The sequence below is a fragment of the Arthrobacter sp. efr-133-R2A-63 genome, from assembly GCF_030209795.1.
Classification (GTDB): domain Bacteria; phylum Actinomycetota; class Actinomycetes; order Actinomycetales; family Micrococcaceae; genus Arthrobacter; species Arthrobacter bambusae_A.
In genome coordinates, this window is the sequence record NZ_JARVRG010000013.1 from 76,412 (window position 1) to 88,971 (window position 12,560).

Below are 12,560 nucleotides of genomic sequence, written 5' to 3' on the forward strand. Positions count from 1 at the left end.
AACGCCCGCTCGGATCCGGTCCGTCGGCCGTGCAGATCGGAGCGGGCGTTTGTCTTTTCTCCCTCTTATGTGAGCGGGATCGACGGAAGGTGCCATATATGTGAGCGGGCGTCGGGAGCCCGGGGCGTTCAAATGGTGAGACGATTTTGACCAGAATGTGGATGCGTTGGCAGTCTGAAAACATGAGCGCAACGCAATCCGCCGCAACGATCAACCTGGCTGTCATTCCCGGCGACGGCATTGGCCCCGAAGTCATTGCCGAAGCCCTCAAGGTCCTGGAAAAGGTCGTCGCCGAAGAGGGCGTCACCCTGGAGCAGACCGAATACAAGCTTGGAGCCCAGCACTGGCTCGAAACCGGCGAAACCCTCCCGGACGAGGTCCTGGCCGATCTGCGTACCCGCGACGCCATCCTCTTCGGCGCTGTCGGCGCGGCCCCGGGGGACACCCGCATTCCTTCCGGCATCATCGAACGCGAGATGCTGCTCAAGCTTCGCTTCAGCCTCGACCACTTCGTGAACCTGCGCCCCTCGCGGCTCTACGGCACGGTGGGCAGCCCGCTCGCCAATCCCGGCACCATCGATTTCATCGTGGTCCGGGAAGGTACCGAGGGGCCGTACGTCGGCAACGGCGGTACGCTGCGCGGCGGGACCCCCCATGAGGTGGCCACCGAGGTATCGCTCAACACTGCCCATGGCGTCGAGCGCGTGGTCCGTGACGCCTTCCGCCGCGCCAGCGAGCGTCCCCGCAAGCATGTCACCCTGGTCCACAAGCACAACGTCCTGGTCTTCGCGGGCCATTTGTGGAAGCGTACTGTCGAGGCCGTGGCCAAGGAATTCCCCGAGGTCACCCACGATTACCTCCACATCGACGCCGCCACCATCTTCATGGTCACCGATCCCTCCCGCTTCGACGTGATCGTCACCGACAACCTCTTCGGCGACATCATCACCGACCTCGCCGCTGCCATCACCGGGGGCATCGGGTTGGCAGCCTCCGGCAACATCAATATGGACCGGACTGCGCCCTCCATGTTCGAACCCGTCCACGGTTCCGCCCCGGACATCGCCGGGCAGCAGAAAGCGGATCCGACCGCCGCCATCCTGTCCGCGGCCCTGCTGCTGGACCACCTCGGCTACACGGCGGCCGCCCGGAGGATCGAAACCGCCGTCGTCGCCGATATCGAAAGCCGCGACGGCGATAGCCGCAGCACCGCGGCCATCGGCGACGCCATCGCTGCCGCACTCTAGGGCCTGTACTGGCATTTTGGGGTCGGTGCCCGGGCGTAAGCTTTACTTGAATTATTTACCTGCTGCCGTGGTCCGTCGCTGAACCATATCCTCCAAGAGATGGTTCGCTCTGCCTGGTAGCCGACTGGAGGAAACATGACTCAGACTGCCCACGGCGTCGAATTCAGCCAGCAGCTCTCGGAGACCCCGAAGTCTGCTGAGGAGCGTGCAGCTATCCTGGCAAACCCGGGATTTGGCGACTACTTCACCGACAACACCGTCATTGTCGACTACAGCGTTGACACAGAGGGCAAGGGCGGTTGGCACAGTGCGCGCGTCGAGGCCTACGGACCGATTTCCCTGGATCCGTCGGCGGCAGTGCTGCACTACGGCCAGGAGATCTTCGAAGGACTCAAGGCTTACCGCCACGCTGACGGCTCCGTGTGGACGTTCCGTCCCGAGGCCAACGCTGCCCGCCTAAACAAGTCGGCGCGCCGCCTCGCCCTCCCGGAACTCCCCGAGGAATACTTCCTCGGTGCCATCCGCGAACTCGTGCAGGCGGACAAGGAATGGGTTCCGTCCGGCGACGGCGAAGCCCTGTACCTGCGCCCGTTCATGGTCGCGACGGAGGCGTTCCTGGGTGTCCGCGCGGCCCGCGAGGTCTCGTTCCGGGTCATCGCTTCTCCGGCCGGCAACTACTTCGGCGGCGAGCTCAAGCCGGTATCCATCTGGATCTCCCGCGAATACGCGCGCGCCGGCCGCGGCGGCACCGGTGCAGCCAAGTGCGGTGGAAACTACGCCGCATCACTGATTGCCCAAATGGAAGCCGAGGAGAACGGCTGCAAGCAGGTCCTCTTCCTGGACCACTTCAACGACGACGCTGTCGAGGAACTCGGGGGCATGAACGTCTTCTTCGTCATGAAGGACGGCTCACTCGTCACTCCTGCACTCACCGGAACCATCCTCGAAGGCGTGACCCGGTCGTCCGTCATCCAGGTGGCGAAGGACATGGGCCGCGAGGTTTCCGAGCGCAAGATCACCCTTGCCGAGTGGCGCGACGGCGTTGCCTCCGGTGAAATCGCCGAGGTCTTCGCTTGCGGCACCGCGGCTGTCATCACGCCCATCGGAGTTCTCAAGGACAAGACCGAGTTCATCGGCTCCGAGGACGCCAAGGCCGGCGAAACCACCATGGCCATCCGCCAGCAGTTGCTCGGCATCCAGACCGGAACGGTCGAGGACAAGCACGGCTGGCTCACCCGCCTGGCTTAAGGTTCAGCAGAGCGCCCGACGGCGGCCTCCCACTGCGGTGGGCGGGTCGCCGTCGTCGGTTAACCCGCAAGCGGGCTGTTGCCGGGGCTGCCTTGCCGGATCCGCGGTTCGATGAGTGCTTCCATCTTGGACTGCAGATACTGCTGGCCCGCTGCGGACGGATGATCGCCGTCGGGACCAATGAGGTCCGCCGCGTCGTTCATGATCCAGCCGAGGTCGATGGGATCAACGAAGTCGGCGCCGGCTTTCGCGGCAGCGGCCCTGTCCTGGTCGCGGATGTTGAGCCTTTCCGCCTCGGGCGTGCCCGTGTACGACGGCGGCCCGACCACCACGATGTAGGCGTCGGGAGCGCGGGACTTGACTGAGGCAAACGCGCGCGCTGCCGCGGCCTCGGTTTCCCCGGGGGTGGTTCCCATGTCATTTTCGGAACCGAAGAACAACACCAAGCGCGTCGCTTCCGTTACCGCCGCGTCCACCTGGGAACCGAAGGTCGATCCGTTGTCGCCGGCGCTGACATAACCGCTGCCATCATGCGCGGCATTGACGATGCTCGCATGGAACTGTTGAAAGCCGGGGTCCTTCCCCACAAGATTGGGCCAGGCATCGGCTGGGGAAGTGCCGTGTCCCGTGCTGAGGGAGTCTCCGATAATCACCACAGTGGGCTGGCCCGGGCCCGCGGCGGACCGTGGTCCGGTGTCGGAGGAACAAGCGCTGAGGAAGGCGAGGGCTGAAAGACAGACCGTTGCGATCGCCGTCGTCCGGAGTCCGTGTCTCCGGGGTTGACTCCGCAGCAATTCGACCACTCCTCCGCAACTGTCGCCGAGCGTCCTTCCCAGTGCCTTGGCACCATGCTACGTCGTATGCCGTGCCGGCTCCGAGGCACCCGGCTTCCGTTCCCGGGTCCGTCCACGCCGTGTGCCAAGATGGAGAAGTGAATCCGGCCAGTGACTCCTCTTTCCAGAACAGCAGTCCCTTCACCCGCTCGCTGCTCGCACCCAATCCGGGCCCGATGAGCCTCGACGGCACCAATTCGTACATCATTGCGGGTCCGGACGCCCGGGGAGTTGTCATCGTCGATCCCGGACCGCTCGACGAATCCCACCTGGCGGCACTCGCCGCTGCAGGAACGGTGGAGCTCGTTCTCATCACCCATCGCCACAAGGACCACACGGAGGCCTCCGTGCGCTTCCATGAACTCACCGGCGCGCCCGTCCGCGCGGCGGATCCGGTGCAGTGCCATGGCGGCGAACCGTTGCGGGCTGGCGAGGTCATCCAAGCCGCGGGAGTGGAGATCCGCGTGCTGGCCACGCCAGGCCATACCTCCGACTCAGTCTGCTTTCACCTTCCGGGCGACGGGCCGGACGGCTCGGTGCTGACGGGCGATACCATCCTGGGGCGGGGCACCACCGTCCTGGACTATCCCGACGGACGGCTGGGGGATTACCTCTCCAGCCTCGACACACTCGAAAGCCTTGGCCCGGCGACGCTGTTGCCCGCGCACGGCCCCGTTCTGCCGGCTGTCGACGCGGTGTGCCGCGAGTACCAGGCCCACAGGGAGATGCGCTTGGAGCAGATCCGTGAAGCCCTGGCGCGGCTCGGGGCCCAAGCCGGGGTCCAGGCAGTCACCGATGCGGTGTATCCCGACGTCGATCCTTCCGTTCGGTGGGCCGCTGAAACCTCGGTGGCGGCGCAATTGGACTATCTGCGCGGCTAGCAGACCCCTCCGCAGTGCGCGCGTAGCGTCCGCCTGCGGACGGTACGCTAGAACCCATGCGTATCGCCCGGTTTGTTGTTGATTCTGATCCCGTCTACGGCGTCGTTGAAGGTGAGCCCGGCAGTGAAGTCATCACTGTCATCCACGGCGACCCCTTCTTCAACGGCGTCGAGCGGACCTCGGTCCGCCACAAGCTGGAGGACGTGCGCCTGCTGGCACCGATCATTCCGCGCAGCAAGGTCATCGGCGTCGGGCGGAACTTCGCCGAACATGCCCGGGAACTCGGTAATGAAGTTCCGCAGCACCCCTTGCTGTTCCTGAAGCCGAACACCGCCGTCGTTGGCCCGAACGATCCGATCGTGTTGCCGGAGTTCTCGGAGGAGGTCTCCTTCGAAGCGGAACTCTGCGTCGTCATTGGCCGCATTTGCAAGGACGTGCCCGAAGACCGCGTGGACGACGTCATTTTCGGTTACACCTGCGGGAACGACCTCACGGCCCGCGACGTCCAGAAAACGGACCTGCAGTGGGCACGTGCCAAGGGCTTCGACACCTCCGCGCCGCTCGGCCCGTGGATCGAGACGGAACTCGATCCCGAGGACCTGGCCATCAAGGGCTGGCTCAACGGCGAACTCCGCCAGGACGGCAGCACCAACCAGATGATCCGCAGCGTGCGGGAGCTGGTGTCGATCGTTTCGCAGGCTTTCACCCTGCTTCCCGGTGATGTCATCATGACCGGGACTCCGGCCGGCGTCGGGCTGGTCCAGGAGGGCGACCGCTACGAGATCGAGATCGAAGGCATCGGCCGCTTGTCCAACCCGGTAGTGCGCCGGTAAGGCTTTGGCGGGCCGCCGCAGGTCCCCCCGCCCCTAGTGGCACTGGGCATTCCGCCCACTGCCACGGGGTAAAGTTGGAACCATTATGACTACTGTTGCTGCGTCGAACTCTGCCGCCATTCCTGCCGTGACCGCCGAAACCCCGGTCCGCGTCCGGTTCTGCCCGTCGCCCACCGGAACTCCGCACGTTGGATTGATCCGTACGGCCCTGTTCAACTGGGCCTACGCGCGGCACACCGGCGGCAAGCTGATTTTCCGGATCGAGGACACCGACTCCGCCCGCGACAGCGAGGAGAGCTACCACCAACTGCTTGACGCGCTGAAGTGGCTCGGCATCGACTGGGACGAGGGCGTCGAAGTTGGCGGTCCGCACGAGCCGTACCGCCAGTCGCAGCGCGGCGACATGTACCAGGACGTCATCGCCAAGCTCAAGGCCGGCGGCCACATCTATGAGTCATTCTCCACTCCCGAGGAGATCGAGGCACGACACCGGGCTGCCGGGCGCGATCCCAAGCTCGGCTACGACGGCTTTGACCGCCATGTCACCGAGGAACAGCTCGCACAGTACAAGGCCGAGGGCCGCAACGCCGTGTTGCGCCTGCGCATGCCGGACGAAGACCTGACCTTCAACGACCTCGTGCGGGGGGAGATCACGTTCAAGGCCGGATCGGTGCCCGACTTCGCCGTGGTTCGTGCCAACGGAGCCCCGTTGTACACGCTGGTGAACCCCGTGGACGATGCACTCATGGGGATCACGCACGTCCTCCGCGGCGAGGATCTGCTCAGCTCCACTCCGCGGCAGATCGCCCTCTACCGTGCGCTCTACGCCATCGGCGTGGCCGAATACATGCCCGAGTTCGGCCACCTTCCCTACGTCATGGGCCAGGGCAACAAGAAGCTTTCAAAGCGCGATCCGGAATCCAGCTTGTTCCTGCACCGGGAACGCGGCTTCATCCGCGAAGGATTGCTCAACTACCTGTCCCTCCTGGGCTGGTCCCTGAGCGCTGACGAGGACATCTTCACCGTGGAGCAGCTCGTGGCCAGCTTCGACATCCACGATGTCCTGGGCAACCCTGCGCGCTTCGACATCAAGAAGGCCGAAGCCATCAACGGAACGCACGTCCGCATGCTCAGCCCGGAGGATTTCCGCCAGCGGCTTGTGCCGTACCTGCGTGCCGCAGGCTTCGTGGGTGAGATCCTGACCCCGCGCCAGGAAGAGATCCTCGCCGAGTCCGCGCCGCTGGTCCAGGAAAGGATCACCCTGCTGGGCGAGGCTCCGGAGATGCTCGCCTTCCTGTTCAAGAACGACGACGCGATCGACGTCGCCGACGACGCCCGCAAGGGCCTCCCCGAGAACCTGGGCGAGGTGCTGGACGCCGCATTGGCAGCATTGGAACCGCTCGCGGACTGGACAGCGGAAAGCATTCAGACAGCCCTCAAGCAGGCTTTGGTGGAGGATCTTGGCATCAAGCCGCGCCTTGCATTCGGCCCTGTGCGCACGGCAATTTCCGGCCGCCGCATATCGCCGCCGCTGTTCGAATCGATGGTCATCCTGGGCAAGGAATCCTCGCTCACCCGCTTGCGCGCGTTCCGCGGCTAGTCCAGGCACGCCGTGACCCACGCACTTCATGAGTCGTTCCGCACGGTCCGGGGCGTCCTGTTCGACATCGACGACACCCTGGTGGACCTTGAATACGCCATGACCACGGCCCTGCGTGACGTCAGCGAACACCTCCTGCCCGGCCTGGACCAGGCCGGGTGGGAGAAGTTCGGACGGATCTTCACGCACGAAACCACGCATTTCTATGACCGCTACCTCGCCGGTGAATTGACGTTCAACGAGCAGCGGCTGCTGCGCGGCCGTGCGGCGCTGGGGCATTTCGGCGTCGAGCTTGGCGGTGAGGACTCCCACACGTGGCTCAACGACTACTCGCGCCTGCAGCCCAGTTATGTCAGGGCCTTCAGCGACGTCCTGCCGGTCCTCGATGCCCTGGACGGCCTTGGCATCCCTTATGGCGCCGTGAGCAACAACGTCCATGACTACCAGCGGGTCAAGCTCGACAGCGCAGGACTCGCGCGGGTGTCGGTTCTCGTCGGCACGGACACCGTGGGCGTGCCCAAGCCGGACCCCGCCATTTACCTGGAAGGGGTCCGCCGCTTGGGCACCACCCCGGCTGAGACCCTTTTCGTGGGCGACAACCGACTTCTCGACGCCGACGGCGCCACTGCCGCCGGATTGCGCGGCATCTGGCTGAACCGCACCGGCGAGCCCGACTCCGATTTCTCCGGCCGGGAAATAGATTCCTTGACGCGGTTGCTCGCCTGAGGCTTCCGCTACCCGGCCAGCCGGAACTTGCGCAGGAAGACGAACGCCCCGACGGAACCCGCCCCCAGGACGCCCACAAGCCCGAGCGCCGTACCGGTATCCGATTTCTCGGTCATGCTCGACGGCGATACCGCCGCAGCTCCCTGATGGAGTTCCGTGGTGCCCGCCGCGATTCGCGCATTTCCATCCGCGAGTTTGTTGGCACCGGTGGACAACTGGGCCGAGCCCGCCGCCAGTTTGGCATTTCCATCCGACAACTTGGAGGCACCCGCTGCCAACGCAGTGGACCCGTCCAGGAGACCGGGGGAGGAGGGATCCGCGGGGCTGCCCTTGATTCCCGTCATCAACGAGTCAGTGCCCGCAGCCAAGCGCGACGTTCCGTCTGTCATGCTGGCGGTGGCCTTGAGGAGACCCGGATGCTCGGGGTCGCCCGGTACGCCGTCCATGCCCACCCGGATCTTTGCAGTCCCGTCGGCGAGCATTTGGGTTCCCAGGACAACGCCCGGGGACGCTGGATCCTGGCTGTTGAGCTTCTGGGCGAGAGTGGCGAAACCGGCCGTCAGCTTGCCGGTCCCTGCGGCCAGCTTCCCCGTGCCGTCGGCAAGCCGGCCGGTGCCGTCATGCAGTTGGGTCGCTCCGGCCGAAAGCTGGCCCGCGCCGGCCTGCAATTGCGAAGCTCCCGCGTCAAGGCGGTGTGCGCCATCGTTGAGTGCATTGATCTGGGCCTTCAGCGCTGCCAGCGGCACCACGCCCTGGATGCCGTTGGCGGCGTCGGCGAGCTGCTGTAGCCCTTGGGCCAACGCGGCGGAGCCCGTTCCCTTGGTGGGGTCGTCGCCGGCTCCGGGGTAACCTTTGAGCTGATCGGTGCCCGCAGCGAGCCTGGAGGCGCCCGCGTCGAGTTGCGCAGCACCGGCGTCGAGCTGGGCGGCTCCGTTGTTGAGCTGGTTCGCGCCGTTGTTCAGTTGAGTGGCGCCGTCGCCGAGATTGTTCTCAGCGTTGCCGCCGGGCGTCGGAGTCAGCGCCGCGGAAAGTTGCACGGCACCGGCTGCGAGCTTCTGCGCACCGTCGTCCACTTTGTAGACCCCCGGCGCAAGCTTGGCGTTGACGTCATTCTGGATTTTCACGGCACCTGTAGCGAGTTTGTCTGCTCCGTCCTTTAGCTGCTGGGCTCCAGGGGCCAGCTTGCCCTGGATTCCGTTCTGGACTTTTGAGGCGCCATCCGCCAGCTTCGCCGCACCTGTCCCGGCTTCCGCAGCTCCGCCTGCAAGCCTCGCTGCGCCGTCTTTTAGCTGGCCGGCGCCGGCAGAGGCCTGTGCGGCACCGTCATCGAGCTGCGCCGACCCTGCCGCGATCTTCCCGATGACCAAGGTATAGAAGCCGAGGAGGGCTATGAGCAGAAGTGCGAGTACGGCGATGGCGACGATCTGGGCACGGCTTCGTGTTCTGGTGGCATTGGCAGGGTTCGGTGTCATGGGCAATTCCTCTCGATGACTTCCCGGCAGCGGCACTGCTGCCGGGGATCCCCCCATGTGACGCAGCTAACAGGCGTTCCGGCCTGGAGCTGTGCCACGAAACAAGTGCGTGGCGTTGGTTACCGATTGGTAACTTACCGAGAGTAAACCTAGGATCCGGTCGATTGCAAGGGTTTTTCCCAGTTCGTCCGTTCGCTCGGGATAGGGCCGGGCCGGCCTCGCACCTGGGTGCTCGATTTGTGTGCATCGAAAGTCTCGGGTAAAGTAACTACTCGTGCTGAGGGGCACGGAGCGAAGGTTTAAGCCATCGAATCCGGCCTAAAAGTGCCAATGGGATATGGTGTAATTGGCAACACTACGGTTTCTGGTACCGTCATTCTAGGTTCGAGTCCTGGTATCCCAGCTCTGAATAATCCGCATATTTGTGCGGGAATTCGGAGTTTCTCATCGGTTTGCCGATTTGAAACAAGGCTGAATGTGTGAAATACTCATTCAGCTTGAATACCGGAAGCGGAATTCACAAAGCGGTAAAACACAGTGCAAGGCCCCATCGTATAGCGGCCTAGTACGCTGCCCTCTCACGGCGGTAACGCGGGTTCGAATCCCGCTGGGGTCACCAATGAATCCCCCGGAACCAACAGGTTCCGGGGGATTTTTCTTTGTGTCGGTTGGATGGAACGTCGGACGCCGTACCTTTCTCCCCTTGCTTGCTGCGCGAAAGTCCAGGGGTGCCGCGATTCGCCGTGTCACAAACGCTTTTCCGGCTCAAAAGAGGGAACGCCGTACGGGTGGCGCTCAGGTGGTCTTTTGGAGGGCTTCCGCGGCGTCCCTGACTTTGATGAGCGTGCGCAGGTTCCGGGTGGTGATGCTCGCTTTATAACGCGCCTTGGCGGCGAGCTTGCTGAAGGGGCTATCCAGGGTGCCTCCCGCCGGGGCGAGCCATGCCGAGGCCTCGGGACCCAGCCGGACATGCTCGACGCCGCCGTGCCCTGGTGCCCCGAGAGCCGTGCCGGCGTCGAATAGTTCATCCAACATGGCAGTGTCAGAGGCGAGGGTGATGTAGCTGTGCGTGGCTTTGTCGTCGGCCGGGTAGGGGCAGGCTTCGACTAGTTCGGCGACCCTTTCGGCGGTCAGGACCACCACCCAGGCGTCGTAGCCAAAGGCTTCCCTCAGGCACTTCTCAAACTGCTCCTTGACTCCCGCGGCGTCGAGCTCGCTCTTGAGTACCGCGTTGCCACTGGCCAGCAGGGTCTTGACCTCATTGAAGGGATACGCCGCGAGGGCCGCTTTGAGGTCGGCCATTTTGATGTTGATCCCGCCCACGTTGATCCCGCGCAGGAACACGGCAAAGCTGTCCATGCGCCTACCCTACATGCGCCCCTCGACGAGAGGGGCGCCACGGCGAAGCAGTCGGGAATCGGGACGCGGCTAGTCGTTGTTTTTACGCAGGGCTTCGGTCAATACCCGGGCGGCGTTGCAGACGACTTCGGCGTGGAGTCTTCCGGGCTGACGGGTCAGGCGCTCGATGGGGCCGGAGATGGATACCGCGGCAATGACGCGGCCGGAAGGGCCGCGCACGGGTGCGGACACCGAGGCGACGCCAGGCTCGCGTTCACCGAGGCTCTGGGCCCAGCCCCGGCGTCGTACTCCCGCCAGGACGGTGGGCGTAAAGCGGGCGTTCTGGAGTCCGTCCAGGAGGCGGTCGTGGTCTTCCCACGCCAACAGGATCTGGGCGGCGGAGCCGGCCTTCATGGAGAGCTGGGTGCCCACGGGAATGGTGTCGCGCAGGCCGATCGGGCGTTCCGCCGAAGCGACGCAGACGCGCCAGTCGCCCTGGCGGCGGAAGATCTGGGCGCTTTCGCCCGTGGCGTCCCTCAATTGGATCAGGACAGGGCCGGCGGAAGCGATGAGCCGGTCCTCGCCGGCTGCCGAGGCAAGCTCGACAAGACGGCTGCCGAGGACGAAGCGTCCTTGGATATCGCGGCTCACGAGGCGGTGGTGGACGAGCGCCAGCGCCAGCCGGTGCACGGTGGGGCGGGCCAGTCCCGTTGCTGCCACAAGTTGAGCCAAGGTGGTTGGCCCCGCCTCAAGTGCGTCGAGTACTTGGGCTGCTTTATCGATGACGCCGACTCCACTAGAATTGTCCATGTAATGATATTGCCGTCTCAATATCTGAGATGCAAGTTGTTTCACTGGCGCAGTTCGGATCGCTGATGTTCAGTGGAAGTAGTCAAGCCAACCGCAGTGAAGGGAGCAGGCCGTGGGAAAGACACTGGCCGAGAAAGTTTGGGATGCGCACGTGGTGCGCAAGGGCGAAGGCGAAGGAGCCAACGCCCAGCCCGATCTTCTGTTCATCGACCTGCACCTCGTGCATGAGGTGACCTCCCCGCAGGCCTTCGAGGGCTTGCGCCTCGCCGGACGCCCCCTGCGCCGCCCCGACCTCACCATCGCCACGGAGGACCACAACACGCCGACCCTGGACATCGACAAGCCGATCGCCGACCTGACCAGCCGGACGCAGATCCAGACCCTGCGCAACAACTGCAAGGAGTTCGGAGTCCGCCTGCACTCGCTCGGCGACGCCGAGCAGGGCATTGTGCATGTTGTCGGCCCGCAGCTGGGCCTCACCCAGCCCGGCATGACGGTTGTCTGCGGCGATTCGCACACCTCGACCCACGGTGCCTTCGGGGCGCTCGCGATGGGTATCGGCACCTCCGAGGTGGAACACGTCATGGCCACCCAGACACTGTCCCTCAAGCCGTTCAAGACCATGGCCATCAACGTTGAAGGCACCCTGCGCCCAGGCGTGTCGGCAAAGGACATCATCCTGGCAGTCATCGCCAAGATCGGCACCGGCGGCGGCCAGGGCTACGTCCTGGAGTACCGCGGCTCGGCCATCCGGGCCCTCTCCATGGATGCCCGCATGACCATCTGCAACATGTCCATCGAGGCCGGCGCCCGCGCCGGACTGGTGGCTCCGGACCAGACGACCTACGACTACATGTACGGCCGCCCGCACGCTCCGCAGGGCGACGAGTGGGATGCCGCCGTCGAATACTGGAACACGCTGCACACTGACGATGACGCCGCTTTCGATGTCGAGGTGGACCTCGACGCCGATACCTTGGAGCCGTTCGTGACCTGGGGGACCAACCCGGGCCAGGGGATTTCGCTCAACGAAGCCGTGCCCTTCCCCGCGGACTTCGGTGACGAGAACGCCAAGCTGGCCGCGGAACGGGCCCTGCAGTATATGGGTCTCGAAGCCGGCACGCCCATGAAGGACATCCGGGTGGACACGGTCTTCCTGGGCTCCTGCACCAACTCCCGCATCGAGGACCTCCGTGCCGCGGCCGACGTCATCCGCGGACGGGAAAAGGACCCGAAGGTCCGGATGCTGGTGGTTCCCGGTTCGGCTCGTGTCCGCCTGGAAGCCGAAGCCGAGGGCCTGGACAAGGTGTTCAAGGAATTCGGCGCTGAATGGCGCTTCGCCGGCTGCTCCATGTGCCTGGGCATGAATCCGGACCAGCTGGAACCGGGGGAGCGCTGCGCGTCCACCTCGAACCGCAACTTCGAAGGACGCCAGGGCAAGGGCGGCCGCACCCACCTGGTTTCGCCGGTCGTCGCCGCAGCCACGGCAGTACGCGGAACGCTGAGCTCGCCTTCGGACCTGGAGCCCGCCTCTGTTTCCGCATCCACCACCACCGACGCCGCCTAGGAGGA

Annotated in this window: 11 protein-coding genes and 2 tRNA genes; 9 read left to right on the plus strand and 4 right to left on the minus strand. The window is 64.9% G+C overall.

The annotated features are described in order from the left end of the window. Nucleotides 1–182: 182 nt before the first annotated feature. Nucleotides 183–1,247, plus strand: a complete 1,065-nt coding sequence (locus QRN45_RS06915) for a 3-isopropylmalate dehydrogenase (protein ID WP_372489618.1) — start codon at nucleotides 183–185, stop codon at nucleotides 1,245–1,247. A gap of 135 nt (nucleotides 1,248–1,382) precedes the next feature. Next, nucleotides 1,383–2,495 (plus strand): branched-chain amino acid aminotransferase, encoded by a 1,113-nt coding sequence (locus QRN45_RS06920; RefSeq protein ID WP_284762782.1) that lies wholly within the window; start codon nucleotides 1,383–1,385, stop codon nucleotides 2,493–2,495. Between the two features lie 59 nt (nucleotides 2,496–2,554). On the opposite strand, the gene QRN45_RS06925 is transcribed toward QRN45_RS06920, so the two are convergent. Continuing rightward, entirely contained in the window at nucleotides 2,555–3,148 is a 594-nt protein-coding gene (locus QRN45_RS06925; RefSeq protein WP_284762783.1) for an SGNH/GDSL hydrolase family protein, read from the minus strand. A gap of 278 nt (nucleotides 3,149–3,426) precedes the next feature. Between QRN45_RS06925 and QRN45_RS06930 the strand changes: the two genes are divergently transcribed. The 4 genes from QRN45_RS06930 to QRN45_RS06945 all read left to right on the plus strand — a co-directional run bounded on the left by QRN45_RS06930 (nucleotide 3,427) and on the right by QRN45_RS06945 (nucleotide 7,368). Next, complete coding sequence (locus QRN45_RS06930) at nucleotides 3,427–4,209, plus strand: MBL fold metallo-hydrolase (RefSeq protein WP_284762785.1); 783 nt, start codon at nucleotides 3,427–3,429, stop codon at nucleotides 4,207–4,209. 56 nt (nucleotides 4,210–4,265) lie between these two features. Beyond that, entirely contained in the window at nucleotides 4,266–5,042 is a 777-nt protein-coding gene (locus tag QRN45_RS06935; protein WP_241707477.1) for a fumarylacetoacetate hydrolase family protein, read from the plus strand. An 85-nt stretch (nucleotides 5,043–5,127) separates the two neighbouring features. After that, nucleotides 5,128–6,642: a glutamate--tRNA ligase gene (gene gltX, locus QRN45_RS06940; RefSeq protein WP_078108585.1), complete on the plus strand. Its 1,515-nt coding sequence runs from the start codon at nucleotides 5,128–5,130 to the stop codon at nucleotides 6,640–6,642. Between the two features lie 12 nt (nucleotides 6,643–6,654). Next, entirely contained in the window at nucleotides 6,655–7,368 is a 714-nt protein-coding gene (locus QRN45_RS06945) for an HAD family hydrolase (RefSeq protein WP_284762788.1), read from the plus strand. An 8-nt stretch (nucleotides 7,369–7,376) separates the two neighbouring features. On the opposite strand, the gene QRN45_RS06950 is transcribed toward QRN45_RS06945, so the two are convergent. Next, the gene (locus QRN45_RS06950) at nucleotides 7,377–8,840 is read right to left on the minus strand and encodes a hypothetical protein (RefSeq protein ID WP_284762789.1); all 1,464 of its coding nucleotides are present in this window, start codon (nucleotides 8,838–8,840) and stop codon (nucleotides 7,377–7,379) included. A 331-nt stretch (nucleotides 8,841–9,171) separates the two neighbouring features. On the opposite strand from QRN45_RS06950, the gene QRN45_RS06955 reads away from it, so the two are divergent. Then, nucleotides 9,172–9,243, plus strand: a tRNA-Gln gene (locus QRN45_RS06955). Between the two features lie 140 nt (nucleotides 9,244–9,383). Further along, nucleotides 9,384–9,459, plus strand: a tRNA-Glu gene (locus QRN45_RS06960). Nucleotides 9,460–9,635: 176 nt separating this feature from the next. Here the strand turns inward: QRN45_RS06960 and QRN45_RS06965 are convergent. Together QRN45_RS06965 and QRN45_RS06970 are read right to left on the minus strand one after the other, a co-directional pair. Further along, nucleotides 9,636–10,199 carry a DUF1697 domain-containing protein gene (locus QRN45_RS06965; RefSeq protein WP_284762790.1) on the minus strand — a complete coding sequence of 188 codons (564 nt, stop codon included), beginning with the start codon at nucleotides 10,197–10,199 and terminating at the stop codon, nucleotides 9,636–9,638. Nucleotides 10,200–10,268: 69 nt separating this feature from the next. Next, the gene (locus tag QRN45_RS06970; protein ID WP_028264661.1) at nucleotides 10,269–10,988 is read right to left on the minus strand and encodes an IclR family transcriptional regulator; all 720 of its coding nucleotides are present in this window, start codon (nucleotides 10,986–10,988) and stop codon (nucleotides 10,269–10,271) included. Between the two features lie 112 nt (nucleotides 10,989–11,100). On the opposite strand from QRN45_RS06970, the gene leuC reads away from it, so the two are divergent. Further along, nucleotides 11,101–12,555: a 3-isopropylmalate dehydratase large subunit gene (leuC, locus tag QRN45_RS06975; protein ID WP_284762791.1), complete on the plus strand. Its 1,455-nt coding sequence runs from the start codon at nucleotides 11,101–11,103 to the stop codon at nucleotides 12,553–12,555. The last annotated feature ends 5 nt before the right edge of the window (nucleotides 12,556–12,560 follow it).